Annotated in this window: 20 protein-coding genes; 11 read left to right on the top strand and 9 right to left on the bottom strand. The window is 60.6% G+C overall.

What is annotated here, in order from left to right:
• Positions 1-177 precede the first annotated feature (177 nt).
• Genes C9383_RS11390 through C9383_RS11380 form a run of 3 tightly spaced genes read left to right on the top strand, consistent with a single transcriptional unit; the run spans position 178 to position 3,743 of the window.
• Complete coding sequence (locus C9383_RS11390; RefSeq protein WP_060754755.1) at positions 178-837, top strand: paraquat-inducible protein A; 660 nt, start codon at positions 178-180, stop codon at positions 835-837.
• Positions 824-1,447 carry a paraquat-inducible protein A gene (locus tag C9383_RS11385; RefSeq protein ID WP_060754756.1) on the top strand — a complete coding sequence of 208 codons (624 nt, stop codon included), beginning with the start codon at positions 824-826 and terminating at the stop codon, positions 1,445-1,447. Before C9383_RS11390 ends, C9383_RS11385 begins: the two co-directional genes overlap by 14 nt.
• On the top strand, positions 1,440-3,743 hold the full coding sequence (locus C9383_RS11380; RefSeq protein WP_090366984.1) for a PqiB family protein: 2,304 nt from the start codon (positions 1,440-1,442) through the stop codon (positions 3,741-3,743). Before C9383_RS11385 ends, C9383_RS11380 begins: the two co-directional genes overlap by 8 nt.
• A 186-nt stretch (positions 3,744-3,929) precedes the next feature.
• Here the strand turns inward: C9383_RS11380 and mksF are convergent, their stop codons facing one another.
• The 3 genes from mksF to mksB are packed head-to-tail and all read right to left on the bottom strand — an operon-like array spanning position 3,930 to position 8,741.
• Positions 3,930-6,770, bottom strand: a complete 2,841-nt coding sequence (gene mksF / locus C9383_RS11375) for an Mks condensin complex protein MksF (protein ID WP_060754758.1) — start codon at positions 6,768-6,770, stop codon at positions 3,930-3,932.
• The gene (mksE, locus tag C9383_RS11370) at positions 6,767-7,474 is read right to left on the bottom strand and encodes an Mks condensin complex protein MksE (protein ID WP_060754759.1); all 708 of its coding nucleotides are present in this window, start codon (positions 7,472-7,474) and stop codon (positions 6,767-6,769) included. Before mksE ends, mksF begins: the two co-directional genes overlap by 4 nt.
• Positions 7,464-8,741 (bottom strand): Mks condensin complex protein MksB, encoded by a 1,278-nt coding sequence (gene mksB, locus C9383_RS11365; protein WP_060754760.1) that lies wholly within the window; start codon positions 8,739-8,741, stop codon positions 7,464-7,466. Before mksB ends, mksE begins: the two co-directional genes overlap by 11 nt.
• Positions 8,742-8,928: 187 nt before the next feature.
• Here mksB and C9383_RS11360 point away from each other — a divergent pair, with 187 nt between their 5' ends.
• On the top strand, positions 8,929-9,672 hold the full coding sequence (locus C9383_RS11360) for an energy transducer TonB (protein ID WP_090366982.1): 744 nt from the start codon (positions 8,929-8,931) through the stop codon (positions 9,670-9,672).
• Complete coding sequence (gene rimI / locus C9383_RS11355) at positions 9,665-10,117, top strand: ribosomal protein S18-alanine N-acetyltransferase (protein ID WP_090366980.1); 453 nt, start codon at positions 9,665-9,667, stop codon at positions 10,115-10,117. The genes C9383_RS11360 and rimI overlap by 8 nt, the downstream gene beginning before the upstream one ends.
• A gap of 54 nt (positions 10,118-10,171) precedes the next feature.
• Here rimI and C9383_RS11350 read toward each other — a convergent pair whose 3' ends face one another.
• Positions 10,172-10,576 carry a hypothetical protein gene (locus C9383_RS11350; RefSeq protein ID WP_060754763.1) on the bottom strand — a complete coding sequence of 135 codons (405 nt, stop codon included), beginning with the start codon at positions 10,574-10,576 and terminating at the stop codon, positions 10,172-10,174.
• Between the two features lie 139 nt (positions 10,577-10,715).
• Here C9383_RS11350 and can point away from each other — a divergent pair, with 139 nt between their 5' ends.
• A complete protein-coding gene (gene can / locus C9383_RS11345) occupies positions 10,716-11,360 on the top strand; it encodes a carbonate dehydratase (protein WP_010213394.1) in 645 nt (214 codons plus the stop codon).
• Here the strand turns inward: can and C9383_RS11340 are convergent.
• From C9383_RS11340 to C9383_RS11330, 3 genes are all read right to left on the bottom strand, one after another.
• Positions 11,357-11,881 carry an SET domain-containing protein-lysine N-methyltransferase gene (locus C9383_RS11340; protein WP_090366978.1) on the bottom strand — a complete coding sequence of 175 codons (525 nt, stop codon included), beginning with the start codon at positions 11,879-11,881 and terminating at the stop codon, positions 11,357-11,359. The two genes, can and C9383_RS11340, sit on opposite strands and share 4 nt — an antisense overlap.
• A gap of 146 nt (positions 11,882-12,027) precedes the next feature.
• The gene (locus tag C9383_RS11335) at positions 12,028-13,197 is read right to left on the bottom strand and encodes a hypothetical protein (RefSeq protein ID WP_090366976.1); all 1,170 of its coding nucleotides are present in this window, start codon (positions 13,195-13,197) and stop codon (positions 12,028-12,030) included.
• 122 nt (positions 13,198-13,319) lie between these two features.
• On the bottom strand, positions 13,320-15,020 hold the full coding sequence (locus C9383_RS11330; protein WP_090366974.1) for an acid phosphatase: 1,701 nt from the start codon (positions 15,018-15,020) through the stop codon (positions 13,320-13,322).
• A 158-nt stretch (positions 15,021-15,178) separates the two neighbouring features.
• On the opposite strand from C9383_RS11330, the gene C9383_RS11325 reads away from it, so the two are divergent.
• The gene (locus C9383_RS11325) at positions 15,179-15,469 is read left to right on the top strand and encodes a nucleotidyltransferase family protein (protein WP_053134104.1); all 291 of its coding nucleotides are present in this window, start codon (positions 15,179-15,181) and stop codon (positions 15,467-15,469) included.
• Complete coding sequence (locus tag C9383_RS11320; protein WP_090366972.1) at positions 15,466-15,810, top strand: HepT-like ribonuclease domain-containing protein; 345 nt, start codon at positions 15,466-15,468, stop codon at positions 15,808-15,810. Before C9383_RS11325 ends, C9383_RS11320 begins: the two co-directional genes overlap by 4 nt.
• 33 nt (positions 15,811-15,843) lie before the next feature.
• On the opposite strand, the gene C9383_RS11315 is transcribed toward C9383_RS11320, so the two are convergent.
• Complete coding sequence (locus C9383_RS11315; RefSeq protein ID WP_090366970.1) at positions 15,844-17,262, bottom strand: short-chain fatty acid transporter; 1,419 nt, start codon at positions 17,260-17,262, stop codon at positions 15,844-15,846.
• Positions 17,263-17,448: 186 nt separating this feature from the next.
• Between C9383_RS11315 and C9383_RS11310 the strand changes: the two genes are divergently transcribed.
• The gene (locus C9383_RS11310; RefSeq protein ID WP_090366969.1) at positions 17,449-18,738 is read left to right on the top strand and encodes an MFS transporter; all 1,290 of its coding nucleotides are present in this window, start codon (positions 17,449-17,451) and stop codon (positions 18,736-18,738) included.
• 3 nt (positions 18,739-18,741) lie between these two features.
• Here the strand turns inward: C9383_RS11310 and C9383_RS11305 are convergent, their stop codons facing one another.
• The gene (locus tag C9383_RS11305; RefSeq protein ID WP_060754769.1) at positions 18,742-20,112 is read right to left on the bottom strand and encodes a GntT/GntP/DsdX family permease; all 1,371 of its coding nucleotides are present in this window, start codon (positions 20,110-20,112) and stop codon (positions 18,742-18,744) included.
• 216 nt (positions 20,113-20,328) lie between these two features.
• Here C9383_RS11305 and C9383_RS11300 point away from each other — a divergent pair, with 216 nt between their 5' ends.
• Both C9383_RS11300 and C9383_RS11295 read left to right on the top strand, forming a co-directional pair.
• Positions 20,329-21,234 (top strand): cation diffusion facilitator family transporter, encoded by a 906-nt coding sequence (locus C9383_RS11300; protein WP_090366966.1) that lies wholly within the window; start codon positions 20,329-20,331, stop codon positions 21,232-21,234.
• A gap of 108 nt (positions 21,235-21,342) precedes the next feature.
• Entirely contained in the window at positions 21,343-22,563 is a 1,221-nt protein-coding gene (locus C9383_RS11295) for a TolC family protein (protein ID WP_090366965.1), read from the top strand.
• The last annotated feature ends 10 nt before the right edge of the window (positions 22,564-22,573 follow it).

Raw genomic sequence — 22,573 nt, 5'->3', positions numbered from 1 at the left:
CATGTGAGAGTAGGTCATCGTCAAGATTAAATTCCGAAACCCCATTTGCGAAAGCAGATGGGGTTTTGTTTTGGGCGATCGAAAATTCACCGGCACTCCCCGACAAATTTGCACAGTTATTTCTGAACCAGGCCACTAGAATAGGCACCTAACCATTTTTAGAGTCTGAGCCCTACTATGCCCGATCCGGTTGATACCCTTGAGGTGTCGGATTTACCGCTGGACGATCTGGTGGCATGCCATGAGTGCGACTTGCTGATGCGTAAACCGGTACTCGCCATCGGTGAGAAGGCCCAATGCCCACGCTGCGGATACGAGTTGTACGCTCATCGCCACAATGTCGTGGAGCGAAGCCTTGCCTTGGTAATTGCCGCGCTATTGCTTTACATCCCCGCGAACTTTTTACCTATCATGCAGCTCAATCTACTCGGGCAATCCTCCGAAGATACCGTCTGGACTGGCGTCGTCGGTTTGTTTGATACCGGCATGCAAGGCGTCGCGGTGGTGGTGTTCCTGTGCAGCATGGGCATTCCCCTGCTCAAATTGCTCTGCCAGTTGGCCGTGCTGCTCAGCATCCGCTGGAAGGTCGGCCGCAGCTATGGGTTGTTGCTCTACCGCATTTACCATCATCTGAAAGATTGGGGGATGTTGGAGGTCTACTTGATGGGCGTGCTTGTGGCGATCGTCAAACTCGCTGACATGGCCTCCATCACAGTCGGCCTGGGGCTCGTCTGTTTTGTCAGTCTATTAATCGTTCAAGTGCTGCTTGAGGTGGTGATGTCGCCCCATCAGATCTGGCAGGCGCTGTCTGGAGAGGATGATCATGCGAGCGATTGATGCAGGTATTCTGATTTGTACCGAATGCCACGAACTGAACAAGCAAGACCCGGACACCGATGAGCAGCTGTGCACGCGTTGCGGTGCGCTTATCCATGCCCGTCGCCCCAACAGCCTGGCGCGCACATGGGCATTGCTGATGACTGCGGCGATCCTGTACATCCCCGCGAACCTATTGCCGATCATGACCATCAATACCCTCGGCCAGGGCGACCCCAGCACCATCATGGCCGGCGTGATCCAGCTGGTGCAGCACGGTATGTACCCCATTGCGGCCGTGGTGTTCATCGCCAGTATCCTGGTGCCCACATTCAAGTTGGTGGGTATCGGTCTGTTACTGTTTTCGGTGCAGCGCCATCAACCGCTGTCCGCGCAACAACGCATTATCATGTACCGCTTCATCGAATTCATTGGCCGCTGGTCCATGTTGGATATCTTCGTGATCGCCATCCTGGTGGCGGTTGTAAACTTTGGCCGGCTTGCCAGTGTCGAGGCTGACCTCGGCGCTGCAGCGTTCGCCAGTGTGGTGATCTTGACGATGCTTGCCGCAGTAACTTTTGATCCCCGACTGATTTGGGATAACACGGAGTCGGACGACGACCATGAGTGATTTGCCTAAAGCTAAAACCCGCCCAGCCTCCAACTGGTCGGCCATTTGGGTGTTGCCCCTGATTGCCCTGATCATCGGTGGCTGGTTGGGATGGCGTGCCTATAACCAACAGGGCATTGAGATCCAAGTCCGTTTTGAAAGCGGCGAAGGTATTCAGGTCAACAAGACCGAAGTGGTCTACAAAGGCATGACCGTGGGTAAGGTCAAAGCCATGGCTCTGGATGACGAAGGCAGCAATCGGGGTGTGATCGCTACCATCGAAATGAACAAAGACGTTGAGCAGTATCTCAAGACCAACACGCGTTTCTGGCTGGTCAAACCCAGCGTCAGTCTTGCGGGTATCACCGGCCTTGAAACCCTGGTCTCAGGTAACTACATCGCTGCCAGTCCAGGTGATGGTGAACCCACCCGCAAATTCAAGGCGCTGTCTGAAGAGCCACCGTTATCTGACGCCAAGCCCGGTTTGCACTTGACCCTCAAGGCCGATCGACTCGGCTCGCTGAATCGTGGCAGCCCGGTGTTCTACAAGCAGATCCAGGTTGGCCAGGTCAAAAGCTACCTGCTCTCCGAAGACCAGAGCACCGTCGAGATCAAGGTCTATATCGAACCGACCTACGCCCACCTGGTGCGCAAACATACGCGGTTCTGGAACGCCAGTGGTATCAGCATCGACGCCAACCTCTCCGGCGTAAAGGTGCGCAGCGAATCCCTCTCCAGCATCGTTGCCGGCGGTATCGCCTTCGCCACGCCGGAGAATCGCAAGGACAGTCCGCCGACCGACCCGAGCCTGCCCTTCCGTCTGTATGAGGATTTTGATGCGGCCGCGGCCGGTATCAGGGTCAAGGTCAAACTGACCGATTTCGAAGGTTTGCAGGCTGGACGCACCCCCGTCATGTACAAAGGTATCCAGGTCGGTAGCCTGAAAACCCTGAAGATCGACCCAAGCCTCTCCAGTGCGAACGCTGAACTGACCCTCGATCCGCTCGCTGAGGAATACCTGGTGCAGGACACCCAGTTCTGGGTCGTCAAGCCGTCCATCTCACTGGCGGGCATCACTGGTCTGGAAGCCTTGGTCAAAGGTAACTACATCGCCATCCGACCTGGCGATAAAGGCGGCGCGCCACAGCGTGAGTTCACTGCCCGTGCCAAAGCTCCGCCGTTGGACCTGCGCTCCCCAGGCCTGCACATGGTGCTGCTCACCGATAGCCTCGGCTCCCTGGATGTGGGCAGTCCGATCCTCTACAAACAAGTCAAAGTCGGCTCGGTGCAGAGCTACCAGTTCTCCCGCAAGAACAAGCAGCTTGTGATCGGCGTTCACATCGAGAAGGAATACGAAAACCTGGTCAACGGTTCGACGCGCTTCTGGAATGCCAGCGGCGTCACCCTGACTGGCGGTCTGACCGGCGGCATCCAGGTCAAGAGTGAGTCGCTGGCCAGCCTGATGGCTGGCGGTATTGCTTTCGAAACCCCGGAGCCCAACGTACCCCTGAAAAGGCGCATTCCACGTTTCCGCCTGTTTGCTGACCGTGACGCGGCCAATCAGCATGGCACCCTGGTGACCATCAGGGTTGATCGCGCCGATGGACTGCGCCCGGGCACACCGGTACGTTTCAAGGGGCTGGATGTGGGCAAGATCGAGAGCGTTGACCTGAGTGCCGACATGCAATCGGTATTGCTCAGCGCACGTATCACCCAAGTGGCCGATCGGATCGCGCGCGCAGGCAGCCAGTTCTGGGTGGTCAAGCCTGAGCTGGGCCTGATGAAAACGTCGAACCTGGAAACCCTGGTCACCGGCCAATACATCGAAGTGCAGCCGGCGACGAAAAACGCCACTGCGCAGAAGAGTTTCGTCGCGCTGGACCAGCCTCCTGAAACCGCCCACCAGGAGGCTGGCCTGAGCCTGACACTCAGCGCCGCACGCCGTGGTTCGTTGAAAGAAGGTGTGCCGGTCACCTATCGCGAAGTCACCGTCGGCAAGGTCACGGGTTACGAGTTGGGCCAGACTGCGGACCGTGTCCTGATCCATATCCTGATCGAGCCCAAGTACGCGCCACTGGTACGTAGTGGCAGCCGCTTCTGGAACACTAGCGGCTTCGGGGTCGACTTCGGGCTGTTCAAAGGTGCAACAGTGCGCACCGAGTCCCTGGAGACCTTGGTTGCCGGTGGTATCGCCTTTGCCACGCCAGACGGCGAGCGCATGGGCAATGCCGCCCGGCCTCAACAAACCTTTGCGCTGTTCGACAAGTTCGAAGACGAATGGCTGACCTGGGCGCCTAAGATTCCTCTGGGCAAGTAGACCGAGGCGCTGCCTTTCGCGAGCAAGCCCGCTCCCACATTCGCCCGCATTCCTACAGGGAATACTCGGTCAACTGTGGGAGCGGGCTTGCTCGCGAAGAGGCCTCCAAGGGCTCCACGCTACTCAAAACCATAAAAAAGGCCGCGATCCATCAGATCGCGGCCTTTTGCGTTTCAGCGCAGTGGATTAAACCTCATCCAACTCCGGCTCGTCCGCCTGCACGTTCATCGTTGCCTTCACCACATCGTGACGACGGATGTACTTCCAGTCCGCTTCATCGATGTAGATGCCGTTCGGCCCGCTGCCGCCTTCAAGGTCAATCGCCACCTGGGCGGACACCTGCGGCTTCACACTCGCCAGGATCGGTACGAAGCCCAGCTGCAAGCTGGTTTCCAGCAGCGCGGCCTGGTTCTTCTCGTCGATGTCCGCTGCCTCGTCCAGGTAGTACGGCAAGCGCACGCGCCCGGCCTGGTCGCGGTCCATCAAGTGCAGCAACAAGTACATGTTGGTCAGCGCCTTGATGGTCATGGTGGTGCCGTTGGACGCCGCGCCGTCGATGTCGGTGTGAATCACCGGTTGGCCGTGCACCTTGGTGATCTCGAACGCCAGCTCGAACAAGTCCTTGAGGCCCAGCTGGTTATGGTTGGCGGCTACCAGGCGTGCCAGGTATTCCTTGGCCTCTTCGTTCTTGTTGTCCTGCTCGGCGCTCTGGCTGAGGTCGAACACCGACAAGGTTTCGCCTTCTTCATACTGACCGGCACTGTGGATGATCTGGTCGATATGCTTGAGCGCCTCCTTGTTCGGCGCCAACACGATGCGAAAGCTCTGCAGGTTGGACACCTGACGCTTGTTGATCTCGCGGTTGAACAAGGCCAACTGGTGTTCCAGGCTGTCGTAGTCACTACGGATATTGCGCAGGGTACGTGCGATATCGGTGACCGCCGCACGGCGCGCCTTGCCCAGTGTCAGGGCTTCGTCGGTACGGTGCGCATAGGCGTTGATCAACAGTTGCAGGCGGCGTTCTACGTCATCTTCGCTGTCGAACTTGGCCACGCCCTTGAGGCGTACCTGCGCATACAACGCTTCGATCTGGCCATCGGCGCGCAGCAAACCTTGCCAGCTGTCCTGGTAGTCATTGAGCAGTGGCAGCAGGTTGTCCATGGAGTCGTCGACCGGGTCCATGAACGGCGTGCCGAACGGCAAGTCCGCCGGCAGCAGTTGGCGACGGCGCAAGGCGTCATCCAGCGTACGCTGCTTGGCTTCCATATCCGCGATCTGACGGCCGACCAGTTGCAACTTGGCCGACAATTGCTGAACGCGCTCGGTGAAGGCATCGCTGGAGCGCTTCAACTCATCCTGGGCGGCTTCCATCTGCGCCAGGCTTTCCAGTTTTTCGCCTTCTTCGGCACTCAGGGTTTGCGTACGGCGGAAGTCTTCCAAGGCCTTTTGCGCATCCAGCACTTGCTGGTACAGCGCTTCGGTCTGGGTCTTGCTCGCCGCGCGGTCAGCAGCGACCGCCTGTTGCGTCTTGAGCTGCTTGAGTTCTTTTTCAAGGCGTTCTTTCTGGTCGCGCAGTGCTGCGCGATCCGCCAAGGCTTGCAACGCCGGTGGCTCGATGTGGGAGATGTCGATGGACAGCCCCGGCACTTCGAAGCGCTCGCCCTTGAAGCCGTCGAGGATCTGCTCCAGGGATTTGACCCACTGGCCGTCCTCGTCCAGCGTGATGCCGTGCTCACCCAATGGCAGGCTGAACAGCGAACTGTTGAACAGGCGCATCAGACGTTCGACATCCTGCTGCGAGAACTCTTCACGCAGTTTGGCGTAGCTGTTGTTGTCTGCGTGGTCGAGCTGCTGCCTGACCGACTTCAAGCGTTTTTCCAGATCCCGCAGACGCTCGTCCAGATCCTCGGCGCTGAATTGTCGCGACTGCGCCAGGGCACCGGCCAATTCATCGTGGGCATCCTTGGCCGCCAGCAGTTGCTGCTCCAGCACCTTGACGTCATTGACCAAGGCAAAGCGATGCTTGAGCACCGACAACTCGCCCAACCAGCGCTGAATACCGCTGATCTCCCGCTCCAGGCGCATCAGCTCCTGGGTGCCGCCGCGCTGGTCGTTCTGCAGTGCGTCCTGCTCGTTGCGGTAGTGCTCGGCCTGGATCGTCAGTTCTTCCTTGCGCGCACTGGCGTAATCCGACCAAGTGCCCAGCAACGAATCCAGCAACGGCGACAGGCGATGCAGTTTGCCGCGCAGGATATCGCGCTGCTTCACACCATTGGACAGCGCCTCGACCAAAGGCCCGGCGGCCACCAGCGAGTTGTAGTCCTGTTCCATGCGTCGTACATCACGGAAGGCCTCTTCGCATGCAGCGATGTAATCGACACTGCCGGAACGCAGGCTGTGTTCGAACGCGTCGAGGAACAATTGCTTGAGCTTGGCCGCGGTGATTTCGCGCATGTGCAGCAGGTTGATAAACAGTGCCCGGAACGTCTTCAGGCTCTGCTCGCTGGTGGAGCGTAGCGGAATCAGGGTCAGGTCCAGTGGGATCGACGTATGGCCGCCCACCAGCAGGCGACGCAGTTCATCGGGCTTGAGCTCATAGGCTTTCAGGCCTTCGCGCTCAAGGTTGGTGAACAGCTCTTTCTGGCGCAGGCAGGTATCGTTTTTCTGGTAATGGGCCAGGTCCAGCTTGCCGGCATAGGCAAAGAACTGGTGGCCGAAACCGCCCCCCGGGCCACGTCCGACCACACCGATCACGTGGGGGCCGTGAGGCAGGGAGACTTCCACGAGGATGTAGCTGGTGTCACTGGCGAAGTAGAAGCGCCGCGATTGTTCCAGGGTGTACTTGCCGAAACTCATGTCCGACATGCGCGCCAGGATCGGGAACTGCAAGGCGTTGATCGACGCGGATTTGCCCAGGTTGTTGGCGCCATAGACCGACAGCGGTTCTTCCAGTGGGAACAAGCCCAGGCTGTAGCCGGCGGTGTTCAATAGGGCGAAACGGCGGATGCCGTAGCGTTCCTTGCTCATGCGTCGGTCTCCTGTTCTTCTGCAATGGCACGAGCCAGGGCGTCTTCTTCGCTTTCTTCGGTAAAGTCACTGAGGTCCAGCGGGTCATCGGTTTCCAGCAGTTTTTCATCGCTGTCTTCGTCGATGATCACCGGTGCCGGCAATGGCAACACGCTGTGGATGCTGGCGGCCAGGTCGCGATCCTGCTGTACCGACAGGCACACATCAAGGAAACGGTGCATCGGCGGCAGGAAGCGGTACACGCCGTTGTCTTCGCTGGCAAAACCCAGTTGGGTCATGCGGCGCATGATTTTCTCTTCGAGTTCTTCCTGGGTCTGCACTTCGGCCTGGATAAACAGGTCGCGGTACTTCTCCAGCAACGACGGCAGCTCATCGCGGCCCAGGCTGCCACCGTCCAGCACGGCGATCGGGTCGCGGCCCTGGTCGGCCAGATGTTCGACGATGATGAAGGTGAACAACGCCAGGCGCTGCGCGGTCTTGTTCACTTGCGCGGCGGCCACGGCGGTGTCCGGCACGAAATAGTAGAAACCCCGGGTGTCGCATACCAATTCAAAGCCCAGGGCCTTGAACAGCGTGCGGTACTGGTCCTGGAAGTTTGACAATTGTGCATACAGTTCAGGGTCGCGGCGGCTGACGTGGTAACCCTTGAACAGCTCGCGAAAAATCGGCGCCAGCTGGGACAGTTCGGATAGATCAAGATGCATAAGGCGTGCTCGCAGAATTCTCGGCGGCGTCAGGCGTGGCCGGGAGCAGGGCGAATGAGCGCAGGCTGACCTGGTGCTCGTGTGTGTGGTAATCGCGGCGTTCCAGGCGTTCGCGCTTGAAACGTTTTTCCCGCGAGAGGCGCGAGAACCAGTACAGCAACTCATCGGTGGCACCGTCCGGTTCCTGTTCCAGCAGCCAGGTCATCAGGTCCGGCATCGGCAGCGCGTCTTCGCAGCGTTCGAGCATTTCCTTGACCGTGCGCGGCGCGCGTTGGGCTTCGCCTCTGTGGGATTTGTGCGCCTTGGGGAAGCGTGCCGGTTTCGGCTCGAAATTCGCCAGGGCGTACACATAGGCTTCCACCTGGCTCGCACTGCCGAGAAAGGTGCTTTGCGGCCGGGTAAACATGGGCAACGCCGCTTGCGGCACCGCGTCCAGCCCTTTGCGGCGAATCGCCGACAAGGCCAGCGCCGCGCCTCGGGTCACGGCGTTGTGCCGACGGGCTTCTTCACGCAGCGGCAACAGCAGTTCGCGCGCATGACGCAAGGTCAGCTGGGCACTGGTCTGCATTTCAAGAATGCGCGCGTGGGTGCGCAGCAGCATGTCGTCGTCCACCAGGTGACCCAGGCGCTGTTGCTCGGTGAGCAGGCGCAGCAGCACATTCTCGACCTTGCGCACGCCCTGTTCGAAGGCGCCATCGGCGTTCACCAGTTGGATCATCGGTTCGACGTATTCATCCCAGGTCGCCAATACCTCGGCGTAACGCTGGCGCAGCGGTATCTGCCGGTCACTGGTCTTGGCGCGGTCGGCCACTGCGGCGAGGGCCTGTTCGTCGTTGGCGAGCTTTTTCAGCACGTCACGCACACGCATGTCGAGCAGGCGCAGTTGACGGGCCAGGTCGTGGCCGTCACGGATATCGAACGCATCTTGGATGTAGCCTGCCAAGCGTTCCAGATGGCGCAGGTAGGCTTCGATTTCCAGGCACAGGCCAAGCCGGTGCTCCTTGCGAAGATAAGCCAGGAAGTCATGGATCTGCGCATTGAGCTCGAAACGGTTCGGGCTCTTGGCGACAGGCACCAGGATATCCAGGCGAATCCATACGTCCAGCAGGTTGGTGATGTCCTGGGGCGTGCTGTCCAGTTGTTGGGCGGCCAATTGTGCGCGCAGCTCGCCCAGGCTCAAGGTGCCTTGGTCGAAGTGTTCACACAGTGGCTCCAGTAAGGCCCAGTGTTCGGCGAGGGCGCGTAGGACGCGCTTGGGTTCGATCATGGGAATGGCCGGCTGGTTGGCGATTAAAAGTCGCGATTGTACTGCATCAGGCGCGGGATTTATCCACAGCCGGTCAGTGCGCAGTGGGCGATTGTTGCCGAACAGCGGTAGAATCCCCGCTCTTTACTTATCCACAAGTGGCCGAGCTGTGCTTATCGAGTCCCGACGTCGCGCTTACTTGACCGCCATGCAGGTGGTCAACTGGCTGCCCCGCACCGAACTGCCGTTTGCCGCGCCGTCGCGGCCTGAGCTGTTGCAGGCGCTTGAACCCTATGAGGCGTTCGAGTCATCGGGCGAAGAGGCCGCAGCGCCCGTGGCGGTGGTCAACCCCGTAGCCCAAACGCGCCCTGTGGTCGAGCGAGCGAAGATCGAAGTACCGCGCCCATCGCCCGTGACCAAGCCGGTGGTGGCTGAAGAGACTGCGCCGGTGGTCAAGGCGCCGGTAGTGCCGCCACCGCGCTTCGCCCTGCAATTACTGCGCGCCGGCCGTTGCCTGTTGCTGGTGGAACTGCCCACTGGCGAGCGTTTCCAGACCCGCGACCCGGCCTATATGCTGCTCAAGGACATGCTGCGCGCCGCCGGCCTGCCCGACAGCCCGCAAATCGTCGGCGACCCGGTGCGCTGGCCGCTGCTGGTACGCGGCACCATGGACCAGGGCCCGGAAGCGGCGCGGGATTTTGTGCAAGGCTTTGTGTCGGCGCGCCTGGAAGACGAACCCTGTGCATGCCTGTGGCTGATCGGCCTGCCCGCCGTGCGTTTCGCCGGCGAGGCCAATGCCGAAGCCTGGTACCGTGAACTGCAGGTCGAGGGCCTGGGCCTGGTCTGGGCCCTGCCGGGCCTGGAATTATTAATGGAAGAGCCACAGCGTAAGGCTGATGTCTGGCAAGCCATGCGCCGGCTGATGGCGCGCTGGAAAACGACTGATGAGTGAGGCTTTATCCTTCCGCCCGATGACCGAGGCTGACCTCGACGCGGTGCTGAAAATCGAATATGCGGCGTTCAGCCATCCGTGGACCCGCGGGATTTTCCTTGATGGCTTGGGCAAGTACCAGATCTGGCTGATGTTCGAAGGCGAGCAACAAGTCGGCCACGGCGTTGTACAGATCATCCTCGATGAAGCGCATTTGCTGAATATCACCGTCAAGCCGGAAAACCAGGGCCGCGGCCTGGGCTTGGCGTTGTTGGAACACCTGATGTCCCGCGCCTACGCCGCCAACGCTCGCGAGTGCTTCCTCGAAGTGCGCGACAGCAATACCAGCGCGTTCCGCTTGTATGAGCGCTACGGCTTCAACGAAATCGGGCGTCGGCGCGATTACTACCCCGCCGTGGGTGGCCGCGAAGATGCCGTCGTGATGGCCTGCACCCTCGTCGACTAGGGCGCAGGCCTCGTGTGGGAGCGGCTTGCTCCCACATCCAGCTGCGGTGGTGTGTCAGCGGCTACCGTCTACCGGGTCGATGTCGGCCAACTCGGCCTCATCCAATCCATTGCCGCCGCCAATCTCGTCTTCATCGACAATGCTCAGGTCATAATCGGCAGCGTCGCCATCGCCAGCTTCTCGAGCATCCCGCGCACCGTCTTCATGGATCAGGGTTTCCGGGCTCATGTCATCGTCGGTCGCCTCATGATCGGCCGTCGAAGCCCCGGTCATGCCGGCCTCCCGCGCCCGTTCAGCGGGTATCAGGTGCTCGCGCTCACGCGGGGGGATCTCTTCACCTATCTGCGCCGTCGGTTCCTCTTCGTCAAAATCCAGCTCGCGCATCGAGCCCATGCGATCTTCGTTGTCATCAATCGGTTCGGGCTGCGTGGCGCCGTAGGGGCGTCGTGATTCGGTCATGGCCAATCCTCATACTGTGGGGCTTATAGTGTGTGGACAGGCGCGGCAGCCTAAAGATTCAAGCTAATTAGCACTCAGCGTGACCCGGACGACGGGTTGTCAGTCACAAAACTGCGCACCATTCCTGAGGCTTTCCCTGATGAACGAACTACAAGACTTACTTGATAACAACGAACGCTGGGCGGACGCGATCAAACAGGAAGATCCCGAATTCTTCGCCAAGCTCGCCCGCCAGCAGACGCCGGAATACCTCTGGATCGGCTGCTCCGATGCCCGCGTACCGGCTAACGAGATCGTCGGCATGCTGCCGGGTGATCTGTTCGTGCACCGCAACGTGGCCAACGTGGTGCTGCACACCGACCTCAACTGCTTGTCGGTGATCCAGTACGCGGTCGACGTGCTCAAGGTCAAACATATTCTGGTGACCGGTCACTATGGCTGCGGCGGCGTGCGTGCCTCGATGCAAGACCGCCAGTTCGGCCTGATCGACGGCTGGCTGCGCACGATTCGCGACCTCTATTACGAGAACCGCGACCTGCTGGCCCAATTGCCCACCGAAGAAGAACGCGTCGACCGCCTCTGCGAGTTGAACGTGATTCAGCAGGTGGCCAATGTCGGCCACACCAGCATTGTGCAAAACGCCTGGCACCGTGGGCAGAGCCTGTCGATCCATGGCTGCATCTACGGCATCAAGGATGGGCGCTGGAAGAGCTTGAACACCACCATCAGTGGCTTTGAGCAGTTGCCGCCACAGTATCGCTTGCGCCCACTGGGTGAAGCCTAAGGGCTTTTGCGCATCCGCCACTGCTGCATGAACGCCTGGCCTTCGGCGTTCAGCGGCTCCTGGCTGCCGGTGATCCACCCTCGGCAGTTCAGCTCGCCACATTGGCAAGCGAACTGCCGGAACAACACGTCCTCGGTGCTCGCGTAATCCATGCTCAGGATTGTGCCGGCGCGCAAGGGCTGCACGGTCCACACCTCCAGGTAGGTGGTGTCGAAAAACACGTTCGGGTTGCACGAGTGCATCAATAAACCGGCGAACCAGCGGTCGTACAAGTGGATGCGTGACGACAACTGCAAGGTATGCAGGCGTCGCTCGCTGACCGCGTAGCCGGAGACTTTGGCGATGCGCACGCGGGCGTCGAAGGCTACGCGGGCCTTGACCCCGGCGCCGACACCCTCAATGTCGTGCAAAACCTTGAATTGCTTGGTCGAAGGGTAACCCTGTTCAACAAGCAGTGTCTTGAAGGGGTAAAGGCAGTCATTTACAGACGCTTTGGCCTTATCCATGGCATGAGTTTTCATGACTCTCCTGGGTTAGGCTGCATCGACTTGCTGATGTTGTCTGACTACCAGTCTCGCAGCTGATGGGGGCTGCTCAAGAATCGTCGAAGTTGGATCCGGTTTCTACTGTCAAATCTGACAGTAGAAACCCGGGTTTTTTGCGTGATTTACAACGCTGGGGCTGCGAGGGTGGGGATTGGAGCAGCGGTTTTCAGTTGTTTGAGCTGGGCCTTGATGACCGGCGTGGCGCATTTGGCATTGGCTTGCTCCGGTGTCAGGTTGCGCACCGAGGTGTAGAACAGCTCACAGGTCTGCTCCTTGCGCGTGACTTGCCAGGTGTTCATGCACGCTTTAAGCAACACATTGGGATCGCCGGCCGGTTTCTGCCCCATCCCCGCTTGCCAGCAGGCGGCGCTCAAATCCTGCCCCATGACTTTCAAGCCCGCTTCATCGGCTTTTTGCTCGTTACCGTCATAGGTGGCCGGGTCAGCCGCATACCAGATGTAACTGGGATGGTTGGAGCCCAGCACCGACACTGTTTTGCCGGCGGCCGGGCTGATCTGCGCCAGGCCCAGCACACCGACGGTCTGGCCGTATTGCTGCTTGATCCAATTGCGCACCGGTGCGCCGAACGCGACCATCGGCAAGGAGCCACTTGGCGTCAGGCTCAGCTCCTGGACCATGCGTGTCTGGTAGACATTGAAATAGCTGTAGACGCCTTCCAGATCCTTGCCCGCGTTAGACGGTGCAGCGACGGGAGCGATATCGATGATCGTCTGGTACGCAGGCGTTTCTGTGGCCGGGATACCGTTGTCGGTGAGCAAGGTCGCCCAACGGTCGGTCGTGGCCGATTCCAGGTAGTCCTGGGCCTGGGTCAGTGAGTAGTCCGGTGGGAAGTGCAGCAGCTCAATGCTCTTGCGGTTTTCCAGGGCCATGCCCAACGGCAGGAACAGGTACCAGTTGTACGCCCACTTACCGTCGCTGTTGAGCTTGCTGGCGCCTTGGTAAGCCAGGTCGGCGGTGTCGAGCAATTTGCTCAAAGGCTGGCCGTAGTTGTCAGGCACGCCGCTGAAGGTCGCCGAGAGCTGGCCCTCGTGGGTCTTCACGCTGACCTTGGCACGGTTGTAGCCATCACGCTGCAGGCTCTGGTTCAAGTAGTGCTCGACGGTCTGTTCCAGCGACCAGGGCCGAAAGCAGATCACGTTGCAATTATTGGGGAAAGCGAACAACTGGGTGACGCGCTGCGTACTGCCTAGCGGCACTTCGATATCAGCCTGGACGGCCGCACTCCCCAAGAGTGCGGCCAGGGCAAAAGACAACCGGGTCGGTTTGAACATGCTTGATTCCTTGTCAGCGAAAGCCCGTCTGCGCGGGGTGAAAGCCCACCCCCACACAGTAGCGGCTGACCAGCAAAACTGCGTGTTAAATCGCCCGGTGTGTCGCTATTGGATAAGAAAACCTACACATTGAACTGCAATGCGTTGCTCAAGTCGCCCATGGGCTTCTGGCCACGGGCGATCATCGCGTCATCCCGTTGCTTGAGACCGTCCAGTTTCTCCAACTGGAACACCCGGGTGATCAAGCGCAGGATCGATGCTGTGTCGTACACCGTATGGTCAACCGTGCCTTTACGGGCAAATGGCGACACCACCAGCGCCGGCACCCGGCTGCCCGGGCCCCAACGGTCGCCCTTGGGCGGAGCAACGTGGTCCCACCAGCCGCCGTTTTCATCCACGGTGACCACCACGACCATGTTTTTCCACTGCGGGCTTTCCTGCAGGACTTTCAAGGCGCGGGCGATGTGGCGATCACCCGATGCCACGTCGGCGTAACCGGCGTGCATGTTCAGGTTGCCCTGGGGCTTGTAGAAGGTCACGGCGGGCAGCTTGCCGGCCTGGGCGTCGGCGAAGAATTTGTTGGTGCTGGCCTCATCGCCCAATCCGCCGTCGCGCAGGCGTTTGTCGCGTTCAGCGCGATTTTCCGGACCTTGTTGCTTGAAATAGTTGAATGGTTGGTGGTGGTACTGGAAGTTCGGGATCTTCGGGATGCCGCCCGAATCCTTGAACTGGTCCAGGGTCGCTTGCCATGCGCCGGCATACCAGGCCCAGTCGACGTTCTTCTTCGACAACTTGTCGCCGATGTGTTCGTGGGTCTGCGGTACCAGTACGTTGGGCAGATCGGCCTTGGCGTAGTCCGGGTTTTGCGGGTCGCGAATCCAGGTCGGCCAGTAGGGCGGCGCCAAGGTATTCACGCCGTAACCATCCGGGGTCAGTGCGCTAGGGCCGAACTGCGGCGGGCCGGTCATGGCGCTGGCGGGGGACTTGTCCAACGGCTTGAGACGAGTGTCGGTCGGGTCATCGCTTTGCAGCGTGGCGATCTGGGCCTTGGCGACCGATTGCGCAGCATTGGGATAAAACGGCGCGGTAGCGCTGATCAGATACTGGTGGTTAAGGAACGAGCCACCAAATGCTCCCTGGAAGAAGTTGTCGCACAGTACAAATTCCTTGGCCACGTCCCACAGGCGCAGGGAGTAACGGCTCTGGGCGTAATAACCCATTACCAGACCACCGGAATCGGCCCAGGCGACGAAGTTATCGTTCTTGCCGCCGTTGATCTGCATCTGGTTTTGATAGAACACGTGCCACAAATCACGGGTGACCAGGCTCAGCGGCAGGTCTTCGGCGTTCGGCCCCTTGAGGGCAAACGGTGCGTTGGGCAGGTTTTCCTGGAATTGCACTTCACTGGGATAGGTCACTCCATCCACCGTTTGTGGGCCGACTTGCAACACACCGCCCCAGGCCGGTGGCAATGTGCTCAGCAGGCTGCCGTCGCGGTCGCGTTGCTGGGTGTCTGCGGCCGACAGCGCCGACAAGGGTTTTTCTACGCCAGGGAAGTCCGCAAACAGATTGTTGAAGCTGCGGTTCTCGGCATAAATCACCACCACGGTTTTCACCTGCTCGTGCAGGGCCTTGTCCAGCTCTTGCGGCGTCAGTGGCCGCTCCACCGGTTTGCCCGGCGTCTGGTTGGCGTTGCCGCAGGCACTCAACGTCGCGCCCACCCCCAGCACCGCCGCGCCCCCCAGGAAGCGCCGGCGGCTGGTATCGACCGGCGGTTGGGCTACGGAATCGGGGGAAGGGCGGTCTTCGTGCTCGTCACTCATTGCTGGGAGTCCTTGCTGGCGAGATGTTGCAAGATATTTCGCAGGACGGTAGCAATGCAATGTGACGGAACGAAGACAGTGATGTGAGCAGCCAGACGTGTCTACACGCGCCCCGCGCTGCTAGACTTGCCCGATAATGGATGTCACCGGGGTGAACCGTGAAACCTTCAACCGCGCTGGATCTGAAGCGAGCGGCCGTCAGAGAAGTGGTGGGCCGTTTTCGCATTTCAAACCCAAGGGTATTTGGGTCTGTATTGCTGGGTACCGACCAAGAAGGGAGCGACCTTGATTTGCTGGTCGATGCGCCGCCGGGGACCACACTATTTGATCTTGGTGGGCTGCAAGTCGAGCTTGAAGATCTATTAGGGGTCAATGTGGATCTACTGACGCCTGCCGATTTGCCTTTGAAGTTTCGCGCGAAGGTGTTGGCTGAGGCGCGGCCGGTATGACTGCAAACCGCCTCGGGGATTATCTGGACCACATAAGGCAGGCCACTGTTGATGCGATCAGCTTTGTCGAAGGCTTGAGCAAAGATGAGTTTTTGGAGGACAGGCGTACCCAGCAAGCGGTGGTTATGAGTTTGATCATCATCGGTGAAGCCTCAACGAAAATCATGGATCAACATGCGGAATTCGCTGCGGCTCATTCACACGTTCCTTGGCGCAGCATGCGCGGAATGCGCAACCGGATCGCCCACGGCTACTTCGATATCAACCTGGATGTGGTTTGGGACACGATCCAGATCGCATTGCCTGATTTACTCGAGTGTCTCCCTGTTGCTCCTGCATGAAGCACCTGTTGCAACAGGTGCTTCACCCGTTGATTAAGGCATCACCGGCGGCAAATACTTCAACGTCGTCCCCAGCGCCCACAGCAGGAACAGCACCAACGGCGTGTGCACCAGCAGTTGCACGAACGAAAACCCGATCAGATCCCGTGCCTTCAACCCCAACACGCCCAGCAGCGGCAGCATGTAGAACGGGTTGATCAGGTTCGGCAGCGCTTCGGCGGCATTGTAGATCTGCACTGCCCAGCCCAGGTGATACTGCAAGTCATTGGCCACTTGCATCACATAAGGCGCTTCGATGATCCACTTGCCGCCGCCTGACGGAATAAAGAAGCCCAGGACCGCCGAGTACACGCCCATCAATAGTGCGTAGGTGTCGTGGGAGGCGATAGAGGTAAAGAAGGTCGAGATATGGTGCGCCAGGGTCTGGCCATCGCCGCCCTTGACCCCGGTCATCAACGCAGCGATCGAGCCGTACAGCGGGAACTGGATCAGCACGCCGGTGGTGGTCGGCACGGCGCGAGTCACTGCATCGAGGAAGCTGCGCGGACGCCAGTGCAGCAGTGCGCCGACCATGATGAACAGGAAGTTGTAGGTGTTCAGTCCCGAGATCGCACTGATCGCCGGCTTGGTCGAAAACTCATGGAACAGCCAGCCGGCGGCCAGCAAGGCCAGCAGGATGGTCAGCAGCGGGCTGTGTTCCAGCCATTCGCCAGGGCGGCTCGGTGCTTGCGGCTTGGGCAGGTTGAACGCCGGGTCGACGCCGCACGCCTTGGCATCGCGGGCGCTGTTCGGCCCTGGTGCGGTGGCGTAGGCGACGATCAGCGAGACCACGATCAACGCCAGCAACAGCGCGCCGGATTGCCACAGGAAGATGGTGTCGGTGAACGGGATCATCCCGGTGATCGCCAGGATCGAGGGCGGCAAGCTCGCCGGGTTGGCCTGCAACTGCGCGGCGGATGACGACAACCCCAGCGCCCACACTGCGCCCAGCCCCAAATAGGCAGCCGCACCGGCGGCGCGGTAGTCCATGCGCAAATCCGTGCGCCGGGCCAGTGCGCGTACCAGTAGCCCACCGAACACCAGGGACAGGCCCCAGTTGAGCAAGGAGGCGACCATGGAAATCAACGCCACCCAGGCCACGGCCGAGCGGCCGTTCTTCGGGATACGCGCCAGCCGGTCGATCAACTTCACCGCAGGCGGCGAGCTGGCCACCACATAACCACCGATCACCACGAAGGCCATCTGCATGGTGAACGGGATCAAACTCCAGAAACCGTCACCAAAAGCCTTGGCGGCTTCGGTGGGCGCGGCGCCCATGCCCAGGGTCGCCACGGCCACGATGATCACGGCGAGGGCGGCAAACACCCAGGAGTCAGGAAACCAGCGCTCGGCGAAATTGGAGCAGCGCAGGGCAAAGCGGGCATAGCGGCTTTCTTCGATAGCATCGGCCACGAGTCATTCCTCTTGTATTTATTATGAGGTTCGGCAGTTTTACGGCATGTTCCGCTACGGCTATTGATATGGGAATGCAGTTATCTTCATCGATCAATGAGGAAAACAAATATATCTGTCGTGATTGCCATCATTGGGCTCAGCTCATAACCTGCACGCCATTTTGTTTGTCTGCCGAGCTTTCACATGACTGCCACCTTCTCTTCACAGGCGCAGCGTTTTTCCCGCTCCGACTACAAAACCCTGGGCCTGGCCGCCCTCGGCGGCGCCCTGGAAATCTACGACTTCATCATCTTCGTATTCTTCGCACTGACCCTCAGCCAACTGTTCTTCCCGCCGGAAATGCCGGAGTGGCTGCGCCTGCTGCAAAGCTTCGGCATCTTTGTCACTGGCTACCTCGCACGCCCGCTGGGCGGCATCCTGATGGCGCACTTCGCCGACCATCTGGGACGCAAGCGTGTGTTCAGCCTGAGTATTCTGATGATGGCCTTGCCGTGCCTGCTGATCGGGATCATGCCGACGTACGCGCAAATCGGCTATTTCGCACCGCTGATTCTGCTCGCCTTGCGCGTGCTGCAAGGGGCGGCGGTCGGCGGCGAAGTGCCCAGCGCCTGGACCTTTGTCGCCGAGCACGCCCCGATCCATCACCGCGGCTACGCCCTGGGTTTCCTGCAAGCCGGCCTGACCTTCGGCTACCTGCTTGGTGCCCTCACCGCGACGCTGCTGGCGCAACTCTTCAGCCCCGCCGAAATCCTCGATTACGCCTGGCGCTTCCCGTTCCTGCTCGGTGGTGTGTTCGGTGTGATCGGCGTCTGGCTGCGCCGCTGGCTCAGCGAAACCCCGGTGTTCCTCGAAATGCAGGCACGCCGCCAGGCCGCTGCCGAACTGCCGCTGCGCACCGTGCTGCGTGAGCATCGCGCCGTGTTGCTGCCGGCGATGATCCTCACGTGCGTGCTGACATCGGCCGTGGTGGTACTGGTGGTCATCACCCCGACCATGATGCAGAAAACCTTCGGTATGAGCCCCAGCCACACCTTCGCCTTGAGCGCGCTGGGCATCGTCTTCCTGAACATCGGCTGCGTGCTCGCCGGCCTTTTGGTCGACCGCATCGGCGCTTGGCGCGCGGTGCTGGTCTATAGCCTGCTGCTGCCGGTAGGCATTGCGGTGTTGTACGCCAGCCTGATCGCCGGTGGTGTATGGCTGGGCGCGGCATACGCCTTGGCGGGCTTGAGTTGTGGCGTAGTCGGTGCGGTGCCGTCGGTGATGGTCGGGCTGTTTCCGGCGCAGGTGCGGGTGTCGGGGATTTCCTTTACCTACAACATTGCCTACGCGCTATGGGCGAGTACCACGCCGCTGTTGCTGATTGCGCTGATGCCGACCAGTCCGTGGATTTGTGTGGGTTACTGTGCGGTGATGGGGGCGGTGGGTGTGGCGAGTGTGGCGCTGTTTGGCAAGCGCCACACCTTGGCTGCCTGAGGCTCAGGTCAGAAAATGCCAGAGCAACAGCGTCCCGATCAAACCTACGACCGACACAATAGTCTGCAGTACCGACCACACCCAGATCGTCTGCTTGAGCTGTAAGCCGAAGTACTCACGCACCATCCAGAACCCGGCGTCGTTGACGTGGCAGAAGAACACCGAGCCTGCGCCAATCGCCAGGGCTACCAATGAGCTCTGCGTCGCCGCCAGCCCGGCCATCATCGGCGCGAGAATACCGGCTGTGGTGGTCGTGGCGACGGTCGCTGAGCCGGTGGCCTGGCGCAAGGCCACGGCGATCAGCCAGGCGAGTAAGAGATAAGGCATGTGTGCGCCTTCGGCGACCTTGCTGATGGTCTGGCTGACACCGGCGTCGAGCAGGGTTTGCTTGAGGCCGCCGCCGGCGCCGATGGTCAGCAGCAGTACGGCGATGGGTGCGAGCGCTTTGCGCAGGGTGTTGCCGACATCGGCGCGGGGCATGCCGGCGGCCCAGCCCAGGCAGATCACGGCGGCGATCACGGCGAGGCCGAGGGCGATCAGTGGTTCACCGAGGAACTTCAAGGTCAGGCCGATGCTGCTTTCTGCCGGCAGCGCGACTTTGGCCAGGGTGCTGCCCAGCATCAGAATCACCGGCAACAGAATGATCAGCAACGACACCCCAAAGCTCGGCTGGCGCGGGGCCTTGGGCGGTGCGCTGAACAGCGCGCCGATATCGGCCGGTTCATCCACGTGCAGGCGTTTGGACAGCCAGTTGCCATAGATCGGGCCGGCCAGCATCACGGCCGGTACCGCCAGGCAGAAGCCCAGCAACATGGTCAGGCCCAGGTCGGCGTGCAACGCGCCCACCGCAATCAGCGGCCCGGGGTGCGGCGGCATCAGGGCGTGCAGGGTGGTCATGCCCGCGAGCGCCGGGATGGCGATTTTAAGCAGAGGCTGGTTCGAACGCTTGGCCATCACGAAGATGATCGGCACCATCATCACCAGGCCCACTTCGAAGAACAATGGCAGGCCGATGACCATCGCCACCAGGGCCATTACCCACGGCAATGACTTGCCCTTGCCCAGCCCGAGCAACGTGGTGGCGATGCGGTCGGCTGCGCCGGATTCGGCCATCAACGCGCCGAGCATCGAGCCCAGCGCAATGATGATGCCGGCCTCACCGAGGATCGCCCCGGCGCCTTTGCTGAAGGCTTTGGCAACTTCTTCCGGCGGTAGCCCGGCGCCGACACCGGCGATAAAGGTGCCGATCAGGATCGACAGGAACGGCGGTAATTTGGTCGCGCTGATCAGCACGATGATGCTGGCGATGGCCAGCAGGACGCAAAACATGAGGCGTGTGTCGTGAACCATCCACGCAGCAGTCGATAACTCCAAGAGGGAACTCCTTATCGAACAGGTTGGCTAATATGTTTCTTTTTGTTTCCTGCTCGAAAAGCATACCCGATAGAGCGGTTCCAGAGCGGTCATGAGCGATTTTGGTGCGGCCAATGTAACGGCGAGCTGGCGAGCGGATGACAAGTTTGCAATGCAGGTCCGAAGATCTGGCCTATAGCTCTATGATCGACGGACACCCTCACAGGAAGACATTTCATGAGTGCAGGACATAGCCACGCCCAAGTACGCGCCGGCCACGAAAGAAAACTCTGGTTTGCCCTGGGGTTGACCGGCAGCTTCATGATCGCCGAGGTGATCGGTGCCTTCATCACCGGCAGCCTGGCACTGTTGTCGGACGCCGCGCACATGATGACCGACGCCTTGGCCCTGGCGATTTCCCTGGTGGCGATCCAGGTCGCCAAGCGTCCCGCCGACCGCAAGCGCACCTTTGGCTACGCCCGTTTCGAAATCCTGGCGGCGGCGTTCAATGCGCTGCTGCTGTTCGCCGTGGCGTTCTACATCCTCTACGAAGCCTATCAACGGTTACAGGCGCCCGCCGAAATCCAGTCCACCGGCATGCTGGTGATCGCGGTGCTGGGGTTGGTCGTCAACCTGATCTCCATGCGCCTGCTCAGCGCCGCCAGCGGCGAGAGCCTGAACGTCAAAGGCGCGTACCTGGAGGTCTGGAGCGACATGCTCGGTTCCATCGGTGTGATCATCGCGGCGGTGGTGATCATGTTCACGGGGTGGGGCTGGATCGACTCCGTGGTCGCGGCGGCGATTGGTTTCTGGGTATTGCCACGCACCTGGACCCTGCTCAAGGAAAGCATGAACGTGCTGCTGCAAGGTGTTCCGGAGGGCCTGGATATCGATCAGATCGAGCAGGCCATTGGCAATGTACCCGGGGTCAAGGGCGTGCACGACCTGCATATCTGGGCCCTGACCAGCGGCAAAAATGTGCTGAGCACCCATTTGGTGGCGGACGCGTCGAAGGGCACCGAGCAACAAATCCTTAGTGCGGTCACGGAAATGCTGCATGAACAATTCGATATTTCCCACGCGACCATTCAGGTCGAAGGGGAGGGTTTTCAACATGACGAGCACGACGAGGTTCACGCCTGATCCCGGCTAACGGATTTGTAATGTTCCACCCACCGCTCTGATAAGTAACGAAAGTTACATTGCCCCCGCTGGGAACCTCAGCGACTTCATGGGCGTGGAACTTTCGTTATGGCAATTTCCGTAAGAGCATTTTTAGGCGCGATGACGTTGTGGATGGCCGCAAGTCTCGCCCAGGCGCAAACCCTCACCCTCGACTCAGCCTTGCAAGCCGCATTCGCCAACAACCCTGAACTGGCGGCTGCGCAATGGGAGATCGAGATTGCCCAGGGCGGTCGCCAACAGGCCGGCTTGATCCCCAACCCGGTGGCCTCCTGGGACGCGGAAGACACCCGCCGCAACAGCCGCACCACGACCGTCAAACTCAGCCAGACCCTGGAGCTGGGCGGCAAGCGCGGTGCGCGAATCGACGTGGCGACCCGCGCCCAGGACGCCGCCGCGCTGTCCTTGGAGCAGCGCCGCAACGGCCTTCGCGCCGAAGTGATCGACAGCTATTACAGCGCCCTGCGCGCCCAGGAACGCCTCGACCTCGCGCAGCGCTCAATGGCCTTGGCCGAACGCGGCCTGGTGGTCGCCAATGGGCGTGTCAACGCCGGTAAATCCTCACCGGTGGAAGCTACCCGCGCCCAGGTGCAACTGTCCGAGATTCGCCTGGAGTTGAACCGTGCGCAGGTCGGCCTCACCGATGCCTACCGCCGCTTGGCCGCTAGCACCGGCAGCGCCGCGCCTGACTTCCAGGCTGTCGCCACGCAAAGCCAATCCTCACCGCCCTTGCCGTCCTCTGCGCAATTGCTGTCACGCCTTGCGCAAACCACCGAATTGCGTCTGGCCGAGTTACAGATCCTGCAAAGCGAAGCCAGTGTGGGCCTGGAAAAAGCCCAACGCATTCCCGACCTCGACGTGTCGGTCGGCAGCCAATACGACGCCAGCGTGCGCGAGCGGGTGAATGTGGTCGGGGTGTCGATGCCGATCCCGCTGTTCAACCGTAACCAGGGCAATGTGCTCGCCGCCAGCCGCCGTGCGGACCAGGCGCGCGACCTGCGCAATGCCACCGAGCTGCGGCTGCGCACCGAAACCCGTCAGGCGCTGGACCTGTGGCAAACCGCAAACACCGAGGTGCAAGCGTTCAACCAGCAGATTCTGCCGGCGGCCCAGCGCGCGGTCGACAGTGCCACCCGTGGCTTCGAGATGGGCAAGTTCAACTTCCTCGACGTGCTCGATGCCCAGCGCACCTTGATCGCTGCACGCACCCAATACCTCACGGCGACCGCCCAGGCCACCGACGCCTGGGTGCGTATCGAACGGATCTACGGCGACCTCGCCCGGTTTTGATTTTTTCTGG

Origin of the sequence: Pseudomonas palleroniana, assembly GCF_003031675.1 — a bacterium.
In the GTDB taxonomy this organism is placed as follows: domain Bacteria; phylum Pseudomonadota; class Gammaproteobacteria; order Pseudomonadales; family Pseudomonadaceae; genus Aquipseudomonas; species Aquipseudomonas palleroniana.
Note: the sequence above shows the minus strand (reverse complement) of the source record. Positions and strands in the feature narration are given on the sequence as shown.